Annotated in this window: 23 protein-coding genes; 18 read left to right on the top strand and 5 right to left on the bottom strand. The window is 37.0% G+C overall.

Annotated features, from left to right (window positions below; translation table 11 throughout):
* The first annotated feature begins 2 nt into the window (after nucleotides 1-2).
* From AC59HC_RS03325 to AC59HC_RS03310, 4 genes are all read left to right on the top strand, one after another.
* The gene (locus AC59HC_RS03325; RefSeq protein WP_496558000.1) at nucleotides 3-494 is read left to right on the top strand and encodes a hypothetical protein; all 492 of its coding nucleotides are present in this window, start codon (nucleotides 3-5) and stop codon (nucleotides 492-494) included.
* A gap of 80 nt (nucleotides 495-574) precedes the next feature.
* Nucleotides 575-2,017, top strand: coding sequence for an aminoacyl-histidine dipeptidase (locus AC59HC_RS03320; protein WP_482399682.1), 1,443 nt, complete (start codon nucleotides 575-577; stop codon nucleotides 2,015-2,017).
* 215 nt (nucleotides 2,018-2,232) lie between these two features.
* Nucleotides 2,233-2,814, top strand: coding sequence for an LOG family protein (locus AC59HC_RS03315; protein ID WP_496557999.1), 582 nt, complete (start codon nucleotides 2,233-2,235; stop codon nucleotides 2,812-2,814).
* A gap of 17 nt (nucleotides 2,815-2,831) precedes the next feature.
* Nucleotides 2,832-3,200 (top strand): hypothetical protein, encoded by a 369-nt coding sequence (locus tag AC59HC_RS03310; protein WP_202843343.1) that lies wholly within the window; start codon nucleotides 2,832-2,834, stop codon nucleotides 3,198-3,200.
* A gap of 64 nt (nucleotides 3,201-3,264) precedes the next feature.
* Here the strand turns inward: AC59HC_RS03310 and AC59HC_RS03305 are convergent, their stop codons facing one another.
* Together AC59HC_RS03305 and AC59HC_RS03300 are read right to left on the bottom strand one after the other, a co-directional pair.
* Nucleotides 3,265-3,594 (bottom strand): 2Fe-2S iron-sulfur cluster-binding family protein, encoded by a 330-nt coding sequence (locus tag AC59HC_RS03305; protein WP_034697026.1) that lies wholly within the window; start codon nucleotides 3,592-3,594, stop codon nucleotides 3,265-3,267.
* A 12-nt stretch (nucleotides 3,595-3,606) separates the two neighbouring features.
* Nucleotides 3,607-4,662 carry an NAD(P)/FAD-dependent oxidoreductase gene (locus AC59HC_RS03300; protein ID WP_062675398.1) on the bottom strand — a complete coding sequence of 352 codons (1,056 nt, stop codon included), beginning with the start codon at nucleotides 4,660-4,662 and terminating at the stop codon, nucleotides 3,607-3,609.
* A 153-nt stretch (nucleotides 4,663-4,815) separates the two neighbouring features.
* On the opposite strand from AC59HC_RS03300, the gene AC59HC_RS03295 reads away from it, so the two are divergent.
* Nucleotides 4,816-5,586 carry a DUF3108 domain-containing protein gene (locus AC59HC_RS03295; protein WP_202843345.1) on the top strand — a complete coding sequence of 257 codons (771 nt, stop codon included), beginning with the start codon at nucleotides 4,816-4,818 and terminating at the stop codon, nucleotides 5,584-5,586.
* A gap of 408 nt (nucleotides 5,587-5,994) precedes the next feature.
* Here the strand turns inward: AC59HC_RS03295 and pheS are convergent, their stop codons facing one another.
* Both pheS and AC59HC_RS03285 read right to left on the bottom strand, forming a co-directional pair.
* Nucleotides 5,995-7,005, bottom strand: a complete 1,011-nt coding sequence (pheS, locus tag AC59HC_RS03290) for a phenylalanine--tRNA ligase subunit alpha (RefSeq protein WP_343641627.1) — start codon at nucleotides 7,003-7,005, stop codon at nucleotides 5,995-5,997.
* Between the two features lie 126 nt (nucleotides 7,006-7,131).
* Nucleotides 7,132-7,791 (bottom strand): YceI family protein, encoded by a 660-nt coding sequence (locus tag AC59HC_RS03285; RefSeq protein ID WP_202843347.1) that lies wholly within the window; start codon nucleotides 7,789-7,791, stop codon nucleotides 7,132-7,134.
* Between the two features lie 75 nt (nucleotides 7,792-7,866).
* Between AC59HC_RS03285 and AC59HC_RS03280 the strand changes: the two genes are divergently transcribed.
* Nucleotides 7,867-8,802, top strand: a complete 936-nt coding sequence (locus AC59HC_RS03280; protein ID WP_433627918.1) for a sulfate/molybdate ABC transporter ATP-binding protein — start codon at nucleotides 7,867-7,869, stop codon at nucleotides 8,800-8,802.
* Between the two features lie 303 nt (nucleotides 8,803-9,105).
* Here the strand turns inward: AC59HC_RS03280 and AC59HC_RS03275 are convergent, their stop codons facing one another.
* Nucleotides 9,106-9,450, bottom strand: a complete 345-nt coding sequence (locus AC59HC_RS03275) for a zinc ribbon domain-containing protein YjdM (protein ID WP_062675403.1) — start codon at nucleotides 9,448-9,450, stop codon at nucleotides 9,106-9,108.
* 585 nt (nucleotides 9,451-10,035) lie between these two features.
* Between AC59HC_RS03275 and AC59HC_RS03270 the strand changes: the two genes are divergently transcribed.
* The 12 genes from AC59HC_RS03270 (at nucleotide 10,036) to AC59HC_RS03215 (ending at nucleotide 21,974) form a co-directional block, all read left to right on the top strand.
* Complete coding sequence (locus tag AC59HC_RS03270) at nucleotides 10,036-11,241, top strand: RsmB/NOP family class I SAM-dependent RNA methyltransferase (RefSeq protein ID WP_062675404.1); 1,206 nt, start codon at nucleotides 10,036-10,038, stop codon at nucleotides 11,239-11,241.
* A gap of 187 nt (nucleotides 11,242-11,428) precedes the next feature.
* Nucleotides 11,429-13,096 carry a GLPGLI family protein gene (locus tag AC59HC_RS03265; RefSeq protein ID WP_496557998.1) on the top strand — a complete coding sequence of 556 codons (1,668 nt, stop codon included), beginning with the start codon at nucleotides 11,429-11,431 and terminating at the stop codon, nucleotides 13,094-13,096.
* A 321-nt stretch (nucleotides 13,097-13,417) separates the two neighbouring features.
* Nucleotides 13,418-15,085, top strand: a complete 1,668-nt coding sequence (gene asnB / locus AC59HC_RS03260; RefSeq protein WP_496557997.1) for an asparagine synthase B — start codon at nucleotides 13,418-13,420, stop codon at nucleotides 15,083-15,085.
* A gap of 294 nt (nucleotides 15,086-15,379) precedes the next feature.
* Entirely contained in the window at nucleotides 15,380-16,222 is an 843-nt protein-coding gene (locus tag AC59HC_RS03255) for a hypothetical protein (protein ID WP_227944262.1), read from the top strand.
* 139 nt (nucleotides 16,223-16,361) lie between these two features.
* A complete protein-coding gene (locus AC59HC_RS03250; protein ID WP_227944261.1) occupies nucleotides 16,362-17,765 on the top strand; it encodes an MFS transporter in 1,404 nt (467 codons plus the stop codon).
* A 162-nt stretch (nucleotides 17,766-17,927) separates the two neighbouring features.
* A complete protein-coding gene (locus tag AC59HC_RS03245) occupies nucleotides 17,928-18,803 on the top strand; it encodes a pirin family protein (RefSeq protein WP_496557996.1) in 876 nt (291 codons plus the stop codon).
* Between the two features lie 153 nt (nucleotides 18,804-18,956).
* A complete protein-coding gene (locus tag AC59HC_RS03240) occupies nucleotides 18,957-19,268 on the top strand; it encodes a GNAT family N-acetyltransferase (protein WP_496557995.1) in 312 nt (103 codons plus the stop codon).
* 60 nt (nucleotides 19,269-19,328) lie between these two features.
* Nucleotides 19,329-20,228: a pirin family protein gene (locus tag AC59HC_RS03235; protein WP_496557994.1), complete on the top strand. Its 900-nt coding sequence runs from the start codon at nucleotides 19,329-19,331 to the stop codon at nucleotides 20,226-20,228.
* A 21-nt stretch (nucleotides 20,229-20,249) separates the two neighbouring features.
* Entirely contained in the window at nucleotides 20,250-20,780 is a 531-nt protein-coding gene (locus AC59HC_RS03230) for an NADPH-dependent FMN reductase (protein WP_202843361.1), read from the top strand.
* Nucleotides 20,781-21,359, top strand: a complete 579-nt coding sequence (locus AC59HC_RS03225) for a TMEM175 family protein (RefSeq protein WP_062675413.1) — start codon at nucleotides 20,781-20,783, stop codon at nucleotides 21,357-21,359.
* 1 nt (nucleotide 21,360) lies between these two features.
* Complete coding sequence (locus AC59HC_RS03220; protein ID WP_120233505.1) at nucleotides 21,361-21,579, top strand: (4Fe-4S)-binding protein; 219 nt, start codon at nucleotides 21,361-21,363, stop codon at nucleotides 21,577-21,579.
* Nucleotides 21,579-21,974: an OsmC family protein gene (locus tag AC59HC_RS03215; protein ID WP_330745392.1), complete on the top strand. Its 396-nt coding sequence runs from the start codon at nucleotides 21,579-21,581 to the stop codon at nucleotides 21,972-21,974. Before AC59HC_RS03220 ends, AC59HC_RS03215 begins: the two co-directional genes overlap by 1 nt.
* Nucleotide 21,975: the final 1 nt, after the last annotated feature.

The following is a 21,975-nucleotide window of genomic DNA, read 5'->3' as shown; positions in this document are numbered from 1 at the left end:
ACATGAAATATGTAATCATTGTATTTTCCGCATTTCTATTGGTAGCCTGTAAAAAGGAAAAAGAAACTGTGTCGGGTTCTGCTCCTGCTGATTCTTTACATATCACTAAAGATACTGCTTCTATCGGACCTTCTTCAGGAAATATTCTGGTGGGGACCATTCCGTTTCCAAAAGAAATCAAAGAATGTTCCTGCTATTTTGCAGCCAGCAAATCTGATTTTGAAAATGAAAGATATATCTACGCGGATGATGCCGGAAAAACAGCATACATGATGCTTGACGGTAAAAGAGTGGCGATGAATCTCATTTCATCAAGTGACATGGAAGTAGATGAATTGCTGACCAAGGAAATAGAAAATGATGATTACAAAATTTCTGTAAAAGGTAAAAAAATAAAGGGCGAAGAGGCTTTACTGTTTGAAGGAACTCTGACTATAGAGAAACCGGACGGAACTACATTTACCACTCCGATCTATGGAGAGTGTGGATGTTAATAAAGCTAAATCCTGCAAAAATGCTTCTGTATCTCATGGAAGCATTTTTTATTTCGTAAATTTGAGAAAAATAAATTTCAATGGAATTATCTAATATAGAACCGCAGATTATATGGAAAAATTTCTCCAGATTAAATGCTGTTCCAAGGCCTTCAAAAAAGGAGGAAAAAGTAATAGCTTTTATCAAAGGATTTGGTGAAAATTTAGGACTGGAAACTACGGTAGATGAAGTAGGAAACGTTATTATTAAGAAACCGGCCACGGCAGGAATGGAAAACCGTAAATCGATCGTGCTTCAATCGCACCTTGATATGGTTTGCCAGAAAAACAATGATGTGAATTTCGATTTTGAAACGGAAGGAATCAAAATGGAAATTGATGGTGACTGGGTAAAAGCAAAAGGAACTACTTTGGGCGCTGATAATGGTTTAGGAGTAGCAACCATTATGTCTATTCTTGAAAGTTCAGATATTCCACATCCTGCATTGGAAGCTCTTTTCACGATTGATGAAGAGACCGGAATGACAGGTGCTTTAGGATTAAAACCAGGACAATTGACAGGACAAATTCTATTGAATCTTGATACGGAAGAGGATGATGAAATTGATATCGGCTGTGCAGGAGGTGTAGACGTGACAATCACTCAAACCTATGCTGCAGAAGCTTCAAAAGGACAAATTGTAAGACTTGAAGTAAAAGGTCTTCAGGGAGGACACTCCGGAATGGATATCCATAAAGGTTTCGGAAATGCCAATATCATTCTGGGAAGACTTCTTTACAGCGGATTGGACAACCAAAATATTGAACTGGTTTCTATCGACAGCGGAGGTTTGAGAAACGCTATTCCAAGAGAAGGAGTTGCTATAATCTCAGTGAGAAATGCTCAGGAGTTTATTGAAAATGTAACGGTTCTTAAAAAAGAGATCTTAGAAGAATTTGCTGCTGTAGAACCGGGAATCCAAATCAATATTGAAAACTCTACGTCTTCCGACAAAGCTATTTCAGAAGCAGATTCTAAGAAAGTGATCCTTACTTTAAAGGCTCTTCACAACGGAGTATACAGAATGAGCCCTGATGTGGCTGATCTTGTAGAAGCGTCCAACAATGTAGCAAGAGTAGAACTGAAAGGCGGAGAACTTAAGATCTTAAACCTTACGAGATCTTCTGTAGATTCTTCCAAATATTCAGTGGCAGAACAATTGAAATCGGTAGCAGAGCTTGCTGGAATGAATGTTGAATTCAGCGGTTCATATCCAGGATGGAAGCCAAAACCTGGTTCAGAAATTGTACAGCTGATGGAGAAACTTTATATTGAAAAGTTCACTGAAAAGCCTCATGTAGTAGCATGCCACGCAGGTCTTGAATGTGGTATCATCGGTGCCAACTATCCTGAAATGGAAATGGTAAGCTTCGGACCTACTATCAGAGGTGCACACTCTCCTGACGAGAAGGCAAACATCCCTTCCACTCAGAAATTCTGGAGCTTCCTGAAAGATATTTTAGCGAATATTCCTCAGAAATAGAACATTAAAATTGCTATATTCAATATCCAAAGTCTTATGATTTTGGATATTTTTAGTTTTAATCTGAATATATTTATTTAATTATAAAAATGCTTCGACAGGCTCAGCATGACGCTGCTAAAAATTTATCTCTAAAAAAAGCAGTTAGTATTAGAGATGTCATGCTGAGCTTGTCGAAGCATCTCAACAATAGCATAAAAAACAAATCTAATACAATGAAAAGTATCACCGTATTCTGTGGCTCAAGCTTTGGTTCGCATGATATTTACAAAGAACAGGCATTTTTATTGGGACAAACTTTAGCTCAACAAGGTATACAGCTTATATATGGCGGTGCTGATGTTGGTTTGATGGGAACTATAGCAGACGGAGCATTAGCCAAAGGAGGCAAGGTTATTGGAGTCCTTCCCCAATTTTTACAATCCAAAGAAATTGCTCACAAAAACCTGACAGAGCTTATCATCGTGGAAACCATGCACGAAAGAAAAACCAAAATGAATGACCTTTGTGATGGGGTTATCGTTCTTCCCGGCGGATATGGTACATTAGAAGAATTCTTTGAGATGATCACGTGGGCACAGCTCGGGCTTCACAAAAAACCGATTGGGATTTTGAATATTGACGGATTTTATGATGATCTGATCAAACTGGTTCAGACGATGGTCGATAAAGGATTTTTAAAGCAAATAAACAGAGATATGCTGCTGATCAGCAATACCATTGACGACCTGCTGGAAAAGATGAGAAATTATCAGGCTCCTACGGTTGGAAAATGGATTTCTAAGGAAGAAATTTAAGTTTTATAGTCTTTCACATGAATAACTACAACGTTAATAAAGAAATGCTCGGAGTTGCCACAGCATTTGTAACTATATTCGTTATTGTTCCTGCTCTTTCTTCTTATTTTATGGAAGATTGTAAGACTGCGATGGAAAGAGTTAAGAAGCAAAAATGTAAAATTAGAGTCGAAAGTATTGAAGGTATAAAATCTCTTAAATTAAAGGGAACTATTCCTGAAAGCATTCAACCTTGTGAATGTTATGAAAACGGCCAATGGTGGGTTTCCTATAAAGATGAAATAGAACCGGGAGATTACTTTATAAAGAATGAAGGTGAAAGTTACTTAGAAATCATTAAAGAAGACACTCTAATCAGACACGAGTATATATGTTCTCAGAAATAAATATAAAAACAAAACCCGTCCGAAAAATCCGGACGGGTTTCTTATTAAGATTAAAAAATATTTTCTAAGGATAAGGAGCAATTTCCACTTCGAGCCCTTCCATAGCATCGGCAATATGTAACTGGCATCCCAATCTGCTGTTGTCTTTCACATGGAAAGCTTCAGCCAGCATGGCATCTTCTTCATCTCCCATCGGTTCCAGACCCGGATCATTGATTACATATACCTGGCATGAAGCGCACATCGCCATTCCTCCGCATACCCCAATAGTACCTTCTTCTGCCAATTCATAGGAACGGATAATTTCCATTAAATTCATGGACATATCCGTAGGCGCTACGACATCATGGGTTACCCCTTCTCTGTCGGTGATTTTAATATTAACGTCTGACATAATTCTGCAAAATTAGTCAATTTTTTTCACAACTGCCTTCTCAGCTTCTTTACGGCTTCCGTCAAATCCGTCTACACCACTTACCGTTGTATATTTTAATACGAATTTTTTACCAGGATTTAGTCTGTTGTACACACTCTGACACATTAAAGTAGCTTCGTGGAAACCACAAAGGATCAACTTCAGTTTTCCGGGGTATGTATTGATATCTCCGATAGCGTAGATCCCATCAATGTTAGTTTGATAATCAAGAGCATTGTTTACAACGATTGCATTTTTTTCGATATTTAATCCCCAGTTTCCGATCTCACCCAATTTTGGTGTCAATCCGAATAAAGGAATGAAATAATCTGTTTCAATATCGTAAGCTTCCTGGCCTTCTACTTCTACAGTAATCGCTTCTACTTTTCCGTCACCTTTAATACCGGTAACTTCAGCAGGCGTAATTAGTTTGATTTTCCCCTGGTTTTTCAGATCCTGAACTTTCTCTACAGAATCCAAAGCTCCTCTGAACTCGTTTCTTCTGTGGATCAAAGTTACTTCACTGGCAACATTGGAAAGGAAGATACTCCAGTCTAACGCGGAGTCACCTCCACCAGCAATCACCACTTTTTTATTTCTGAAGTGTTCAGGTTCTTTAACGAAATATTCAAGACCTTTTTCTTCATAATCAGCGATATTTTCAAACGTAGGTTTTCTTGGCTCAAAAGTCCCTAAACCTCCTGCGATGGCAATCGCTTTACATCTGTGAACGGTTCCTTTGTTGGTAATCACCTCAAACCATTCATCATCTATTTTTGTATAAGAAACAGCGGTTTCCCCTAAGGTAAATCCAGGCTGGAACTGCTTGATCTGCTCCATCAGATTATCCACCAATTCTCCTGCATTCACAGAAGGATAACCAGGGATATCGAAAATAGGTTTTTTAGGATAAAGTTCAGCCAATTGCCCTCCCGGCTGAGGAAGTGCATCAATAATATGGCACTTCATTTTTAATAAACCAGCTTCAAAAACTGCAAAAAGTCCTGTAGGTCCCGCACCTATGATCAATATATCAGTGGTTATCATAATCTTTAAGATAATTTAATTATACATGTAACTGCAAATTTACTAATTTTAATGCGAAGCATATTTAATTGATTCTAAATAAAAACCTGAGATTTGTCAAATATCTATCTTTTAAGATTTTAAATTTGGCAATATTTTTGTAAATGTCTTGTTATGAATAAACTTTTGAACCTTTTTGCTGTATTTATATTCTTTTTAGGCTCTGCCCAGATTGATAATATCGCAGATGGCGAATCTATTACTCTTAGAATCCACTATGGTTTCCTTAATGCAGGAACTGCCAATCTTACTACCAAACAAACTACCTACAAAGGAGTTCCTCATCTTTATGTAAAAGGGACAGGACAAACTACAGGTGCCGTAAAAGCATTCTTCAAAGTAGAAGATTTATATGAAAGTTTCATCAATACACAGACGGGATTACCAAGCTTTTATGTCAGAAATGTACGTGAAGGAAGTTACCGCCAGCATTTTGAAACCGTTTTTAATCACGATAACAACACTTTAATTTTAACAGATAAAAAGACACCAGCCAATGGTTCTAAAGTTCTGAAATCAGTAAAAGGTGTTCAGGATATGCTTTCCTGCTTTTATTATTTAAGAAGTAAAAGCCCGGATGAACTGAAAGTGGGAACTGTTATTAATATGAATGTATGGATTGATGATGAAATGTTTCCTTTTCAGCTGAAAGTAACAGGAACAGAAAATTTAAAAACCAAATTTGGAACTATTAACTGTTTAAAAATTATTCCGTCTGTAAAAAGCGGAAGAGTGTTTAAGGAAAAAGAAGGCGTAACCATGTGGGTTTCCAATGATTCCAACCACATTCCTATGCTGTTGAAGGCTGAGCTTGCAGTAGGATCACTGAAAGCCAGTATTGATGATTATAAAAATGTGAAGTATCCTTTAAAGTTTAGTAAATAACAATCCACAGTTGTAAAGATAAAACCTGTCTCAAAAGTCAAATAATTTGATTTTTGTCATTGACTACGTCGAATCTTCGATTTCTGACGAAGGAAGAATCTCATCGATAATTAATAACCTGAGATTCTTCACTCCATTCCATTTCGTTCAGAATGACACTTTTGAGACAGGCTTTTTTATTTTCAATGTAATATATTCCTGCTACAGATTGTCTTTATAATAGAGGCAGACAAAGAGCTGCAGCATGTCAATACTTCATTTGAGGTACCTGGCGGTTCCGAACCGAAGTATGGGCATAAGAAACAGACACGTGTAAATTTTTCAATAAGATCAGTTTTTAATTACGTTTTGTTTCTTAGGTCAGTAATTAAAAACAAAAAACCTCCGGAGCTCCGGAGGTTTGATTTTTTATAGCGTTTTGAATTGTTCAAGTGTTCTGATATCATTTTCAAAGAACATTCTGATGTCACTCATCTGGTAAAGAAGCATCGTGATTCTTTCAATACCCATTCCGAATGCATATCCTGAATATTTCTCAGCATCGATATTCACATTTTTCAGTACGGCAGGGTCTACCATTCCGCATCCCATAATTTCCAGCCATCCTGTACCTTTTGTGATTCTGTAATCTGTTTCAGAGTTCAATCCCCAATACACATCAATTTCAGCACTTGGCTCTGTGAAAGGGAAGAAAGAAGGTCTCATTCTGATTTTGGATTTTCCGAAAAGTTCAGTGGTAAAGAACTGAATGGTTTGCTTCAGATCAGCAAAGCTCACATTTTCGTCAATATATAATCCTTCAATCTGATGGAAAATACAGTGAGAACGTGAAGAAATAGCTTCATTTCTGAACACTCTTCCCGGAGATAAAATTCTGATAGGCGGCTGGTTTTCTTCCATATAACGTGTTTGTACGGAAGAAGTATGCGTTCTTAAAAGAATATCCGGATTCTGTTCAATGAAGAATGTATCCTGCATATCTCTTGCCGGGTGATATTCCGGAAGGTTTAGCGCGGTAAAGTTATGCCAGTCATCTTCAATCTCTGGTCCGTCTGCTACTGCAAAACCGATAGATTTGAAGATTTCAATAATTCTGTTTTTTACCAGGTTGATCGGATGTCTTGAACCCAATTCCAATGGAAAAGCAGGTCTTGTAAGATCTTCTTTTTCAACCACAACAGAAGATGCGGAAGCATTTTTCAAATCCTCCAGTTTTACAGCAACTGCCTGCTTCAAAGTGTTGATCTTCTGTCCGAATTCTTTCTTTTGATCGTTAGGAACTTCTTTAAATTTTTCAAAAAAATCATTCAGAACCCCTTTTTTACCATTGTATTTGATTCGGAAGTTTTCGATCTCTTCCTTAGAGGTAGCATTGAAGCCATTTACTTCGACCAGTAATTCTTCTATCTTTTCTATCATTGTTTTACCCTTTCAAAATGTTTTGCAAAAATACGATTTTAAGTTGAATAATAAGTCCGTCAAAAAAAAATCTGCCTCTTTTTCGGGAGGCAGACTTCAATCACTTATTTCACTTAAATAAAAAAATTATTTCTTTTCTAAAGCTTTAACGCTGATCTGAAGAGTTACCTCGTCTTTAATCACGCCGTTTTCAGCAGGAGCCTGAAACTTTACTCCAAACTCTTCTCTCTTGATATCTTTTGGCTCAGTAGCTACACTTACTTCTCCATCTTTCACAGAAACATTAGCTTTAAACTGAACAGGTTTTGTAATTCCTTTAATGGTTAAATTACCATCCAAAAGAGTATTATAATCACCTTCTGCAGCAGGAGTTACCTTTGTAATTTCATAAGAAGCTGTCGGGAATTTTTCAACTTCAAAGAAATCACCACTTTTCAGGTGGCCATTTAATTTTCCTAAATCTTCCGGGCTGTCTTTCAGGTCCACAGAAGTTAAAGAATTCATATCAGCAACGAATTTTCCGCTTTCCAGTTTTCCGTCTTTCACCGTCACATCTCCGCTTTCAAACCTGATGGTTCCAAAATGGCTTGTATTCTCAGATTTAAATACTTTGTATCCCTTCCATTCAACCTTACTGTTTAGCGTATCCAGAGTGAACTGGCTACCTTCTTTAGTAGTCGTCACCTCATTACTTTCACTCGTAAGTGGTTTGTCTTTTTTACAAGAAACCACTACAGCAGCAATAAATAATGCAGGAATAGCTAACGAAAACAGTTTTTTTCTCATTTTTGATTTATTTTTATTAGTTCCGCTAATATAATAAAAAAAATTATGTTTTCATAAAAACCTTACATTTGTAATATGCTATTAGAAATAAACAATTTATTTTTCTCTCATAACAAAGAAAATCCCCTGTTTCAGAACCTTAATCTAAGGTTTGAAGAAAACAGAATTATAGCGCTGGCCGGTGAAAGCGGATGTGGAAAATCTACTCTTCTCAACCTGATTTATGGTCTTTTGGATTGGGAAAGCGGAGAGATTATTTTTAACGGAACAAAGCTTTTGGGACCGAAAGGAAATCTTGTTCCAGGAGAACCGGAAATGAAATTCGTAGCGCAGAATTTTGATCTTATGCCCTACGCTACAGTGGCTGAAAACGTAGGAAAATTTATTTCTAATATCAATTTAAAACAAAAAAAAGAAACTGTAACGGAGCTTCTTGAGGTGGTAGGGCTTCAGGAATTTGCGAATGTACTTCCAAAATACTTAAGCGGCGGACAACAGCAAAGAGTGGCTATTGCCAGAGCATTGTCTGTACTTCCCAAACTTCTTATTTTAGATGAACCCTTCAGTAATCTTGATTTTCCGAGAAAAATTGAACTGAGGGAAAGACTTTTCAGATATGTAAAACAACATGGCGTTTCTCTGATTATTTCCACTCATGAACTTCAGGATATCATGCCATGGCTGGACCAGATTGTTATTCTGCAGGATGGAAGACTGATTCAGAATGACAGCCCGGAAGAAACCTACAGAAATCCTTACAACTCTTATGTTGCTAAGCTATTTGGGGAAGTGAATATTTTCAGTGAAGCAGAAGCTGAAGATTTCCAGCTTACCAAATTCTCTTATTATCCCAAAGAAATCAGAATTACAGAAACTGGTCTCGAAGCCGAAGTTCTTGAAAGCAGATTTGCAGGAAATTATTATTGGAATAAATTAAAGGCAAAAGGAAAGGAACTCATTGTGTATACGGATGAGAAAATTTCAGGAACCATAAATGTTTCGTTTATTTAAGCGAAAAGACTTAACAGAAAAAGAGAAACACTCCATTCTCTATGAGCCCGTTTTAACTTTCAATATTCGCTGCATAACTCATACATTTACTTACACTTATCAATAAAAAAATACAAACATAAGAATCTGTATATGAAACTTTTTCTTACATTTGTATTTCTAAAGTATAAGGAAATTTTTGGTTAATTCTCTTTCTGCCTTCCAGACGGACATTAGCAATCTTGCAATTAAGTCTGTTGAAAGATTACACTGTCCAATTTTTTCCTTTTCTTTATTTTCAGGGCATAGAAAAACAAAGTTTTCTTATGCTTTCTTTACAAATTCTGACTTAAGAGCCATTGCTCCGAAACCATCAATTTTACAGTCAATATTGTGATCACTTCCCGGTCTCAAACGGATATTTTTCACTTTAGTTCCGGCTTTTACCGGTTTTGGTGCTCCCTTTACAGGTAAATCTTTTATTACCACTACAGAATCACCATCCTGAAGTTCATTTCCGTTGGAATCCAGGATTTTTCCTTCATTTGCGGCTTCAGCAGCGGCTTCTGCCGGATCCCATTCGTAGAAACACTGGGAACATACCATCATATTATCGCTCGGGTATGTAAACTCAGAGCTGCATTTTGGACAAATTACTGTGTCACTCATATTTTTATTTTTTGCAAAGGTAGAACTTTTTAGAGGTTGAAGTCAATAGATAAAGCTCAGTATAGTAGATCATAAGCTCCTGTTAATTTTACACAGACAGGTGAATTAACACAAATTAAATAAACTTGCTGCAAAGAAAATAAAGTATAGTAATAAACAGTGTATATTTTGTCAGCAAATATTTTTCATTAAGCAAAAAACACAGGTTTATCCGTCTTAGAGAAAAGGCTATCGTCAACAAATAAAAAATATAAATAATCGGAAAATCTTTACAAATTCAGCATTAAAATTTATTTCTACCATGTAAAAAATTAATAAACACACAGACCATTCACTACTGAATCTCAGATTGTCAATAGTCAGTTTTTGCTTTGAAAAGTGAATCGTGAATGCGCAACCTTCCATTAAAAAACTGATCTGTACAATTTATAATTACTTATACCCTCTCAACCGGAAACCGAAAATTCACAAGCGAAGCGGATTGATCATTCACAATTCACAACCCTTCATCAACTCTCCCACCCCAAATTCCAAACTCTCAATTAAAAGTCGTATTTTTGCAGATTCAAACAGCGAAGCAAATTTATGGAACTTATTCACAGAAACTTGGCAATCGGAATTCACGATGCCTTACAGGAGACATTTTTTGAGAAAAACAAATATGCCGATAAAGTTATTGAAAGACTTTTGAAAGCAAACAGAAAATGGGGAAGCCAGGACAGAGCCGTTGTTTCTGAAATCTTTTACAATATTATCCGTTGGAAAAAACGCCTTGAATACTATATGGGTGAAGGTGTAAAACCCAACAATATCTACAAACTGATTATTGCGTATTTACTTTGGAGTAAAACCAATTATAAAAAATTTGAAGAATTTGACGGAATCAAAATCGCCGATATTCTTACCAAACTTAAAAAGAACACTGTTCCTACAAAAGCGATAGAACACTCTATTCCTGAATGGCTTGCTGAAACTCTTGAAAAAGAACTGGGTGCCAGCTGGGAAAGAGAAATGATTGCTTTAAACGAGCAGGCTCCTACGGTTTTAAGAGCCAATTCTTTAAGAACAACCACCAAAGAGCTTATCTCTGATCTTTCAGATGAGGGTGTTGTTTCTTATCCTGTTAAAGGTTATCCTGACGCTGTTCAGCTGGAAGAAAAGAAAAATGTTTTCCTTACCACAGCTTTCAAAGAAGGATTATTTGAAGTTCAGGATGCTTCTTCTCAGAAAATCGGGTATTTTCTTGATGTAAAAGAAGGACAAAGAGTAGTAGACGCATGTGCAGGTGCAGGAGGAAAAACATTGCACTTAGCCGCATTAATGAAAAACAAAGGTCAGATCGTAGCATTAGACATCTTTGAATGGAAGCTTGCAGAACTGAAGCGTCGTGCCAAAAGAGCCGGAGCACACAACATTGAAACCCGTATGATTTCCGATAACAAGGTGATCAAACGACTTCATGAAAAGGCTGACAGACTTCTGATTGATGCACCATGTTCAGGTCTTGGTGTTTTGAAAAGAAACCCGGACAGCAAGTGGAAAATTGATCAGGACTTTATTGACAGAATTAAAAAGGAACAACAACAAATTCTTCAGGACTATTCTAAAATGCTTAAAAAAGGAGGAAAAATGGTATACGCTACCTGTTCTATCCTTCCATCTGAAAACAATCTTCAGGTAGATGAGTTCATCAAAAACAATCCTGGATTCAAGATGATTAAAGATGAAAAAGTAATGCCTAGCGAAGGGTATGACGGATTCTATATGGCTTTGATTGAGAGAATTTCTTAATTTAAATCCTCTAAACGATATTTAAACTACTCTATTTTCTGGAGTAGTTTTTTTTTATTTAAATCTTTCAAAAAAAAATGTAACATTTTTTGTAACATTTACAGTACGTTTTCTACTAACTATATAGATTAAACCGGTTTGACGCTGTGAGAAGTTAAGAGTAACTTTGCAGTAAACTCATTTATTTATGCATACAAGACTTGTCTTCAATTTTCTGGCTGTTTTTTTATATTGTCTGTTTTCTGCACAGACCTATGAAATTCAGTACTCCAGTTCTTATAACGGAAAAGCATTAACAGATCAGCCTTCTACAATTATCTGGGTCAATGAAAAAGAAAACTTCATTCTTAACAGCACGATCAAAGAACAAAAAAGCAGCTATCCTTATGAAATCACTAAGGTGGAAAAGCCATCCAATACTATAGTTTCTTATGCCTTTTTAAAACCCGGCTCAATCATCTCAACCTCAGATGCTGAATCTGTAGGAAAACAGGATTTTGAACTGACTAATGAAACGAAAAAGATCTTAGGGTACAACTGTAAAAAAGCCTTTACGAAAATCAATTCAAATACCATTGAAGTCTGGTATACGAATGATCTGAAACTAAAAGGCGGCCCATCTGTATTGGGGCAGAATTTAGGATTAGTTCTGGAAGTGGAAAGAAATAAGAACTCTTTAACGACTGCCGCTTCAATCAAAAAAATAAAGAACACAGGGATTGAAAACATATTGAAAGGAAACATACAAATAACCGATCAGCTGGGATATAAAGATCTCCTGTGGAAAAGCAGATTTACCACGCTGAATGTTTTTGAAAACGAAATCATCAACTTCTCTGATGCCTCAAAATCTGACGGCCAAATAAAAAGATACGCCAAGGGAACTATTATCCTAAAAAAAGTAAAATTTCCTGCTATTACAGAAGGAGAGACTATTTTTGCAGAACTAAAACAGCAATCAAATGGTGATGCCTATGACAGAACCGGAACTGTATTTTTCATTCCGCAGGATAAAGAAAAGTCTTTTTTTGACGGCCTGGAAAAGGGGGCAAAAACACTTCCTCTTTACGAAAACGGAAATGGAAAACAATATTACGGGGTAACGGCTACCGGCAGCTACAGCCCTGCCATGGAAATGATGCGGTTCTTTACCGCTTTTGGCATTCAGAAGTTTAATCATATTCAGCTTAAGGGAAAAGACTGGCAGACGATCAGCCCTTACCGGCAGGATATTACAGAATTGAAGCCTGCTCTATCCGGAAAAGAGCTTTGGATAGGAACTTTTATTGGAAATTATGATAAAGGAGGACACAAAGTAAGTCTTGATATTACGATTCATAAAAGCGATCAAAACGTTAATAAAAATAATGTAGCCATCCCGTTATTCAACACTTTAAACATTATGGAAATGGCCGGACAGGACTATTCTACTATGTTCAGTCAGGATAAAGGCCTTCTTGTTGATTTCACTTTGGATAAAGATCTGAAAAACGCTCAGCTAAGATATACCACAACAGGACATGGCGGTTGGGAAAATGGTGATGAATTTGTTCCAAAAGCCAATTCTATATTGGTGGATGGAAAACCCGTTTTTTCATTTGTACCCTGGAGAACAGACTGTGGTTCATACCGTTTATACAATCCGGCCTCCGGAAATTTCCAGGATGGTCTTTCGTCATCAGACCTCAGCAGATCAAACTGGTGCCCGGGAACCGTTACCAATCCTGATTTCATTCCTCTTGGGGATCTGAAAGCAGGAAAGCATACGATTCAGGTAAAAATTCCACAAGGTCCTACTGAAGGAACAAGCTTCAGTTCATGGAATGTTTCCGGAGTATTACTGGGGGTCCAATAAAAACAAAACCTTCTTGCATGAGAATTGCAAGAAGGTAAAAACACAAATGATGAAAAAAAATTATTTCGAGCCACAAAGTAAGGGGTAAAATTCATATAATTACTTACCATAGATTAATAAATATGTCATTTTTATTTCGTATGGAGATTATGCAATTTTAGTCGCGACGAAAAAAATTAATCAAAAACATCATAATTCAAATAAATAGTTAAAATTTTTAACTTCAAAACACAAATTGATTAAAAATTTTCTCATTTAAACATTTTTAATTGTTATTTATAAACATCACTTCTACTTTTGTCTCATAAATAATAAAAAATTATGTGTGGAATTGTATGTTTATTTGACGCCAAGCAAAAAACCGAAGTATTAAGACCTCAGGTATTGGAAATGTCAAAAAAAATCCGTCACAGAGGACCGGATTGGAGTGGAGTTTTCCAGGATGAGAAAGTCATTTTTTCTCATGAAAGACTTGCCATTGTAGATCCAACTTCCGGAAAACAACCTTTATTTACGAAAGACGGAAAAGTAGTATTAGCCGTAAACGGTGAAATCTACAACCATAGAGAATTAAAAGTAGAATTTCCTGATTATGAGTTTCAGACTCAGTCGGACTGTGAGGTGATCCTTGCACTATACAGAAAATATGGAAAAGATTTCGTAGAGAAACTCAACGGAATTTTTGCCTTCGCTTTATATGATACTGAAAATGATGTTTATCTTATTGCCCGCGATCATATGGGAATCTGCCCGCTTTATCAGGGTTGGGACAAAAACGGAAACTATTATGTCGCTTCAGAATTAAAAGCTCTTGAAGGGGTATGTAAAAAAATAGAAACATTCCTGCCCGGTCATTTCGTTTACAGCAAAGATGGCGCTGAGCTTCAGCAATGGTACACAAGAGACTGGGACAGCTTTGATCATGTAAAAGACAATGAAACTGATATTTCAAAACTGAGAAAAGGTCTAGAAGATGCCGTTCACAGACAACTGATGAGTGATGTTCCTTATGGAGTACTTCTTTCGGGAGGTTTAGATTCATCGGTCATTTCCGCTATTACTGCAAAATTTGCCCGCCAGAGAATTGAAAGCGGCGATACACAGGAAGCGTGGTATCCGAGACTTCACAGTTTCGCCGTAGGATTGGTTGGTTCTCCCGATCTGGCAGCAGCTCAGAAAGCTGCAGAACACATCGGATCTGTACACCATGAGGTTAACTTTACCGTACAGGAAGGACTGGACGCTGTACGTGACGTTATTTACCACCTTGAAACCTATGATGTTACCACCATCAGAGCATCCACACCGATGTATCTTTTGGCAAGAGTCATCAAATCCATGGGAATTAAAATGGTTCTTTCAGGAGAAGGTTCGGATGAATTGTTCGGAGGTTATTTATACTTCCATAAAGCTCCTAATGCAAAAGAATTCCACGATGAAACTGTGAGAAAACTTGGTAAGCTTCACCTTTATGACTGTTTAAGAGCCAACAAAGCGTTGATGAGCTGGGGAATTGAAGGAAGAGTTCCTTTCCTTGACAAAGAATTCATGGATATTGCAATGACAATTAACCCTCAGGATAAAATGATCAGTACTGCTGAAGGAAAAATTGAAAAATGGGTATTGAGAAAAGCTTTTGAAGACCTTCTTCCAGATTCTATTGTCTGGAGACAGAAAGAACAGTTCTCGGATGGTGTGGGATATTCATGGATAGATACCTTAAAAGAGGTAGCTGAAAGAGAAGTGACGGACGAAATGATGGCGAATGCAAGATTCAGATTCCCGCTAAACACTCCTCAGAACAAAGAAGAATACCGGTACAGAACGATTTTTGAAGAACATTTCCCAAGTGAAACCGCCGCTGCTACTGTTCCATCGGTTCCATCGGTGGCATGCTCCACTCCTATTGCTTTGGAATGGGATGAAGCGTTCAAAAAAATGAACGATCCAAGCGGAAGAGCAGTGAAAGTACATGAAACTTCGTATTAGGAAGGGATGATGAATAGTCAATCGTCAATTCGCTTCGCTTGTCAATTTGTTGCGGGATTCGGGTTACGGATTACAGCTTTATTATTCACTTGCGAAGCAAAAATTGACAGTTAATAATTCACTTGCAAAGCAAAATTCACTAATGACATGTATATTTTTTTCATTCAAACCTATAACTCTCTCAGTAATAATTTATCAATCCTGTAGCAATACAGGATTTTTTCTTGAATTAACAATAACAATATGGCATAATTTAACTCACAATCCAAAATAATATCTAATAAATAATTATATTTGGAAAACGAAAATATCAATTATAAAAAAATGAGAAGAAACCTTACTGTTTTATTTGCCTTATTAGCGATTAGTTTTGCTTTTGGACAAGGGAAATACGGCAAATATCTGAATTCAAAGAAGCTTGCTTTGGCTTACAAGAGTGTGAAAGACCAGGATAAGGACGACTACTATCAACAATTCTACTGGCTGGTAAAAGCAGAGCAACTGAAAACTTATCCTCACCTTAAAGATATAAAACCTGTCGTTTTATATGAATTTGTAAAATATGTAAACCCTCAGAATCCGACCAAAAAACTGGATGCAAGAGGCAAAGAACTGAGAGCAACTGCAGAATTATCATTAAATCAATATTTTAAAAATAAAAAATTTGAAAACAATTCTGTATTAATGTACAATCTGGAAACGTACGTAGATCCTTCAAAAGGGCAATATTACACTAAGGTTGATCCGGAAAAAATCAAGGAGCTTGTACCAAAGGAATTATTTGCTTTCAACTCGTTCAACAGAAATATAGGAGAAGAAAAAACCTATTATCTTTGGATTGACAAGAAAAAAGATGATCTTAATATTGTAGATATCATTCCTAGCGAAAAAGAAGACAAAGCTTTTTATACCAGATTAAGACAATATCTTCCAAGCTATAAATTCTCAAAATATGTTCCTACTGTAAAAAAAGGGAACAAGTCTGACAAAACGGATATCGAATATTATTATATCATGCCTTTTGAACAGAATACCGATAACATCGAATACAAAACAAAGGATTTCAAAACTTTCACTTTAAGCCAGTACAGAAAAGCCGGTGATGAATGGAAAGGAGTAGAAAAGCCTAGAAAATAAATCAAAAAGTCCTGTGAAATTTCACAGGACTTTTTTAATTTTATATGGATTTCTTTATCTAAGAATCAAAACGCTTAGAGTAAGCGGTTCTTCAAATCAAATAAGTCTGGGGATTTTTTTATAACCCAGCCGGTACAAAATGACAGAAGCAAATACACAACAGACCTCCGTAAAAAAAATACTTCCCTTAATTCTGGCCACTGCTATTTTCATGCAAATGCTGGATTCCACGATTCTGAATACTTCCCTGCCTGCAATTGCAAAAGATCTGAATGAGTCTCCCCTCAATATGCAGAATGCTATTATCAGTTATGTTCTGACCCTTGCTGTTTTTATGCCTGCCAGCGGATTTCTTGCAGACCGGTTCGGAACCAAAAAGGTATTTATATTTTCTCTGGTATTGTTCAGTCTGGGTTCGCTATTTTGTTCTTTGTCTCAAAACCTCACCCATCTTGTTATTTCAAGGGTCGTTCAGGGAGTTGGAGGAAGCCTGATGACTCCTGTCGGAAAACTGGCACTCATCAAAACATTTGACAAAAACGAACTGCTCAAAGCCATGAACTTTGCCATTATTCCGGCACTTATCGGACCTGTACTCGGGCCTTTAGTGGGAGGTTATATGGTAGACTATCTTTCATGGCACTGGATATTCCTGATCAATATTCCGATTGGGGTGCTGGGAATTCTTTTAGGATTAAAATTTATGCCGAATTATAAATCTGATGATGTAGATTTTGATTTAAAAGGGTTCCTGATTTTTGCCGCAGCCTCTCTCCTGCTTTCTGTTTCACTGGAACTTTTCGGAGACATTCAGAATATCACACCTGTCTTATTGGTATTTATCATGGGATTTTTGTTCCTGTATTATTATTATAAACATGCAAAAAGAGGCGGAAATCCAATTTTCCCATTAAATCTGTTTCAGGTAAGAACTTTCCGTGTGGGTATTGTGGGCAATCTGGCGACCAGATTGGGAATCAGCTCCGTTCCGTTATTACTTCCGCTAATGATTCAGATTGCCTATAAACAATCTGCGGTAACTTCCGGCTGGATCATTGCTCCTATGGCTTTAACAGCTATATTCGGAAAATCTTCTGTTATAAAAATTTTAGATAAATATGGCTATCGTCAGACCTTAATGGTGAATACCTTCATCATCGGAACACTAATATGCCTTCTCGCCATTCCAAACATTCACACTTCCTTATATTGGTTTATTCCCATCATCGCGGTGTTAGGTTTTTTCAACTCGATACAGTTCACTTCCATGAACACTATTTCCATTGCCGATCTCCGAAATTTTCAAACCAGCAGCGGAAACTCATTACTATCTGTCAACCAACAGTTAGCCATCGGTTTCGGAATTGCTTTCGGACTGATTGTTTTAAAGCTGTTCGAAAATACAGATCTGATCAAAGGAGAAATCCACAATGCCTTCCGGTTAACCTTTCTCACGGTAGGAATATTAACAATTTTATCAGGATTGGTGTTCAGAAGACTCCATATTTCGGATGGGAAGAACATGCAGTCTAAGGAAGATTAATCAGAAAAAAAGTAAAGTCATAAAAATAATGCATCTATGGCGGATCAGTAAGCAGTTCTGCCAATTTGTATTTTCTGTATTCTACCCTTCTACGAACTTAACACAGATCAATGCTTTTCGCATATATGTATGGTAATTTTGTTTACATAAATCAACAATGTGATGGCAACTAAAAAAATAGAAATCGTAGTATCTCCAAAACCTGCGCACTTTGTAGGCGATGGATTCAGGGTTCACAATTTCATTCCGGGAATACCTGGATTGGATATGAAAAGAATGGATCCGTTCATTATGCTGGATTATAATTCAAAATTTCATTTCAACGGATCAGACAGACCGAGAGGTGTTGGGGTGCATCCGCACAGGGGTTTTGAAACTGTAACTATAGCATATAGCGGAAAAGTAGAACACCATGACAGTGCCGGCGGCGGCGGTGTTATCGGAGAAGGTGATGTTCAGTGGATGACAGCAGCCAAAGGAGTTCTTCACAAAGAATATCATGAAACGGAGTGGGCAAAAGAAGGAGGAATTTTCCAGATGGTTCAGCTTTGGGTGAATCTCCCTGCAAAAGATAAAATGAGCTGCCCAAAATACCAGGCTATTGAAAACTCTAAAATGGAAAGAGTTGATCTCGGTGATAATGGTTTTATAGAAGTAATTGCCGGAGACTATGATGGCCATAAAGGACCTGCAAGCACTTTCACTCCGGTCCATATGATGAACGCAAAGCTTAAATCAGGAGGAAAAGCGGAATTTAATTTCCCTGCTCATTTTAATACTGCGGCTTTGGTGATTGAAGGAAGTATTATTATTAATGGAGAAGAGAACGTTAAATCCGATCATTTTGCATTGTTTAAAAATGAAGGTGAAACATTCACCATCGAAGCAAAGGAAGATGCTGTTGTTTTAATCATCAGCGGTGAACCTATCAATGAGCCCATTTACCCTCATGGTCCTTTCGTAATGAATTCCAGAGAAGAAATCATGCAGGCCTTCGAGGATTTTAATACCGGAAAATTCGGATATCTGGAAGATTAAAAGAATTAAATTTATCTTAATCTTTGATTATTCCTTTTTTATTAACTTTATATAATGGCAAACCTTATAGGTTTTAAAACCTATAAGGTTTAATTGTCTTAACACGCAATTTCCTGTATTTATAGGAAATGTAGCACACTTAGTACAAATATTATGAAACCAGAATTTGAAAATATACCTCTTGTAAAAGCTGAAAAAAGATTTGAAATAGAGTTCAACGGACATTATGCATTCATCGATTACCGTGAAACCATGCACCAGATTTCTTTGATACATACAGAAGCAGAACCGGAACTGGCAGGAACCGGCGCAGCAGCTGCGGTAGTAGAGAAATCATTGAATTTTATTGAGGAAAGCGGAAAAAAACTTCTTCCCTTCTGTCCTTATGTTTTCGCCTTTATTAAGAAACATCCTGAATGGAAACGTATCGTAGATGAGAGATTTGAAGGCTATGACAAACTGTAAATCTTTATCAGAACTCATCATTTATTTTAAATAACAATATCTTAAAAGTATCACATCATTATGTCAAATATTGGACTTATTATTGAAGAAAAAGCGGCAGATATCGGAAATTTCCTCGTAGGAAGACTTCTTCCTTTCCGTGAGAAAAGAGCCGTTGGACCTTTTGTTTTTATTGACCACATGGGACCTTCAGAATTAAAAGATTATCAGAATCTTGATGTTCCGCCACATCCTCATATCGGATTATCTACCTTAACTTACCTGTTGGAAGGGTCTATCTTTCACAGAGACAGCATTGGAAGTGCTATTGAAATAAAACCGGGTGCCGTTAACTGGATGACTGCCGGAAAAGGAGTGGTACATTCAGAAAGAACACCTGAATATTTAAGACACAGTGATAAAAGGCTTCACGGATTTCAGATCTGGGTAGGTCTTCCAAAGCATCTTGAGCAGTCTGAACCTACTTTCCATCATATTGAGGCAGATGAAATTCCGGTTTGGGAAGAAGATGGTATCCAGTATAAATTAATTGCCGGTGAAGCATTCGGAAGAACATCTGCAGTTCCGGTACACAGCAAATTATTTTTCCTTGAAATTAAAACAAAAGAAGCCAAAAAAATCAGCATTGGAAAAGATCTTTATGGAGAAGCAGCCATGTACGTTCTGGATGGAACGGTGACCACAGATGGAAATTCTTATGGTTCTAAACAGCTGATGATTGCTAAAGATACCAAGCTTTGCGAATTTGAGATGAGCGAAAACGGAACGGTTTATCTTTTCGGTGGTGAGCCATTCGATGAAGAGCGTTTTATATTCTGGAATTTCGTTAACTCTGACAAGGAATTAATTGATCAGGCAAAGGTAAACTGGAATGATCAGAATCACGAAGCATTTCCTCTGGTTCCTGGTGACGAAAACGAATATGTGCCGCTTCCTAAGGCTATTCTAAACAGAAAATAACTTCAGTTCAGATTATTAACTATGAAAATATTAGCATTTGCCGGAAGTACATCTTCCACGTCTATCAACAGGGAACTGGTAAAATTTGTTCTGAAAGATTTTCAGGATGAGGAAATCAATCTGATTGACCTCAACGATTTTACAATGCCCGTATTCTCTGTAGATCTTGAAAAGAAAGGTTTTCCGGATGAAGCGCATCAGTTTTTAAAAGCGATTGAGGAATGTGATGTGATCATCTGCTCTCTTGCTGAGCACAACCGTTCTTACAGTGCAGCTTTTAAAAATGTTTTTGACTGGGCTTCAAGAATTAACGTAAAAGTATTTCAGAATAAACCAATGCTTCTGATGAGCACCTCTCCCGGAGGCTATGGCGGCGGAAATGTGATGAATACGGCAAAAACATTTTTCCCACAGTTTGCAGCAGACATTAAGGATACTTTTTCATTGCCAAAATTCTATGAAAATTTTGATCTTGAAAGCGGGGTCATCAATCCTGATATGCTGAATGATCTGAAAGGTAAAATACAAAACTTTAAAAATCAGATAAAGTAAATGAACAAAGGAAGACTGGAGGCATTTAGTGATGGTGTTCTTGCTATTATTATCACCATTATGGTACTTGAACTGAAAGTACCTGAAGGAAATAGCTGGGCCAGTGTCAAACCTCTTCTTCCTAAGTTTCTGGCTTATATTTTCAGTTTTATTTATGTAGGAATCTACTGGAACAATCATCATCATTTGTTCCAGACAGTAAAGAAAGTAAATGGCAGCATTCTTTGGGCCAACCTTCACCTTCTGTTCTGGCTTTCTCTGATGCCAATTGCTACGGAATGGATCGGGACGACAAATTTTGCAAAAAACCCCGTTGCAGTCTATGGTATAGGGCTCATTATGTCGGCCATTGCCTACACTATTCTGGAGCATGTGATTATCCGCTGTGAAGGAGAAGATTCAAAACTGAAAGAAGCCATCCACTCGAAATATAAAGAGTATATCTCAATTGTATTTTATGTCCTTGGAATCGCTACTTCATTTTTTTATCCTTATATTGCCATAGGTTTTTATTATATCGTGGCTCTTATATGGCTGATTCCGGACAGAAGAATCGAAAAAACATTAAAAGAAAATTGATATGGAAACACACGAATATCCTAACGGAAACATTACTGTCATCTGGCAGCCTAAAAAATGTATCCATTCTGCCATATGTGTAAAAACACTCCCCAAAGTCTACGATCCTAAAGAAAGACCTTGGATAAAAGCAGAAAACGCAAGTCCCGAAGAACTAAAAAATCAGATCGACCTATGCCCATCAGGTGCATTAAGTTATAAATTCAATACAGCAAAATAATGGCGGTAACAGTAAAGGCAAGTTTAGGAAAAACAAAATATTATACAGAAGTAACAGCCGGCGAAAACACAATCATTACAGATGAACCGATTGATAAAGGCGGACAGAACAAGGGTTTCAATCCGCTGGAAATTTTGGCCACATCACTGGCAAGCTGTACAGCAGCAACCTTGAGAATGTATATTGAAAGAAAGGAATGGGATATAGAAAACATCAATGTAGAAGTAGAGCTTGAAAACTTTCCATTAACAAAAAGAGCGGTCTTCAAAAGAGAGATCAGCTTTGAAGGTATTCTGGATGATGAGCAGCGTAAAAGGCTGCACACTATTGCAGACGCATGCCCTGTTCACAAAATATTAACCAACGACATAGAAATACTAACTAAATTCTCATAAT

This window comes from Chryseobacterium sp. DZ-32 (genome assembly GCF_059587025.1).
This window is presented reverse-complemented; position numbering and strand designations above follow the sequence as displayed.

Excerpts from the sequence above, each read along its gene's own strand:
- AC59HC_RS03325 (WP_496558000.1), top strand. The coding sequence starts at position 3 with ATGAAATATGTAATCATTGTATTTTCCGCATTTCTATTGGTAGCCTGT.
- AC59HC_RS03320 (WP_482399682.1), top strand. The coding sequence starts at position 575 with ATGGAATTATCTAATATAGAACCGCAGATTATATGGAAAAATTTCTCC.
- AC59HC_RS03315 (WP_496557999.1), top strand. The coding sequence starts at position 2,233 with ATGAAAAGTATCACCGTATTCTGTGGCTCAAGCTTTGGTTCGCATGAT.
- AC59HC_RS03310 (WP_202843343.1), top strand. The coding sequence starts at position 2,832 with ATGAATAACTACAACGTTAATAAAGAAATGCTCGGAGTTGCCACAGCA.
- AC59HC_RS03305 (WP_034697026.1), bottom strand. The coding sequence starts at position 3,594 with ATGTCAGACGTTAATATTAAAATCACCGACAGAGAAGGGGTAACCCAT.
- AC59HC_RS03300 (WP_062675398.1), bottom strand. The coding sequence starts at position 4,662 with ATGATAACCACTGATATATTGATCATAGGTGCGGGACCTACAGGACTT.
- AC59HC_RS03295 (WP_202843345.1), top strand. The coding sequence starts at position 4,816 with ATGAATAAACTTTTGAACCTTTTTGCTGTATTTATATTCTTTTTAGGC.
- pheS (WP_343641627.1), bottom strand. The coding sequence starts at position 7,005 with ATGATAGAAAAGATAGAAGAATTACTGGTCGAAGTAAATGGCTTCAAT.
- AC59HC_RS03285 (WP_202843347.1), bottom strand. The coding sequence starts at position 7,791 with ATGAGAAAAAAACTGTTTTCGTTAGCTATTCCTGCATTATTTATTGCT.
- AC59HC_RS03280 (WP_433627918.1), top strand. The coding sequence starts at position 7,867 with ATGCTATTAGAAATAAACAATTTATTTTTCTCTCATAACAAAGAAAAT.
- AC59HC_RS03275 (WP_062675403.1), bottom strand. The coding sequence starts at position 9,450 with ATGAGTGACACAGTAATTTGTCCAAAATGCAGCTCTGAGTTTACATAC.
- AC59HC_RS03270 (WP_062675404.1), top strand. The coding sequence starts at position 10,036 with ATGGAACTTATTCACAGAAACTTGGCAATCGGAATTCACGATGCCTTA.
- AC59HC_RS03265 (WP_496557998.1), top strand. The coding sequence starts at position 11,429 with ATGCATACAAGACTTGTCTTCAATTTTCTGGCTGTTTTTTTATATTGT.
- asnB (WP_496557997.1), top strand. The coding sequence starts at position 13,418 with ATGTGTGGAATTGTATGTTTATTTGACGCCAAGCAAAAAACCGAAGTA.
- AC59HC_RS03250 (WP_227944261.1), top strand. The coding sequence starts at position 16,362 with ATGACAGAAGCAAATACACAACAGACCTCCGTAAAAAAAATACTTCCC.
- AC59HC_RS03245 (WP_496557996.1), top strand. The coding sequence starts at position 17,928 with ATGGCAACTAAAAAAATAGAAATCGTAGTATCTCCAAAACCTGCGCAC.
- AC59HC_RS03240 (WP_496557995.1), top strand. The coding sequence starts at position 18,957 with ATGAAACCAGAATTTGAAAATATACCTCTTGTAAAAGCTGAAAAAAGA.
- AC59HC_RS03235 (WP_496557994.1), top strand. The coding sequence starts at position 19,329 with ATGTCAAATATTGGACTTATTATTGAAGAAAAAGCGGCAGATATCGGA.
- AC59HC_RS03230 (WP_202843361.1), top strand. The coding sequence starts at position 20,250 with ATGAAAATATTAGCATTTGCCGGAAGTACATCTTCCACGTCTATCAAC.
- AC59HC_RS03225 (WP_062675413.1), top strand. The coding sequence starts at position 20,781 with ATGAACAAAGGAAGACTGGAGGCATTTAGTGATGGTGTTCTTGCTATT.
- AC59HC_RS03220 (WP_120233505.1), top strand. The coding sequence starts at position 21,361 with ATGGAAACACACGAATATCCTAACGGAAACATTACTGTCATCTGGCAG.
- AC59HC_RS03215 (WP_330745392.1), top strand. The coding sequence starts at position 21,579 with ATGGCGGTAACAGTAAAGGCAAGTTTAGGAAAAACAAAATATTATACA.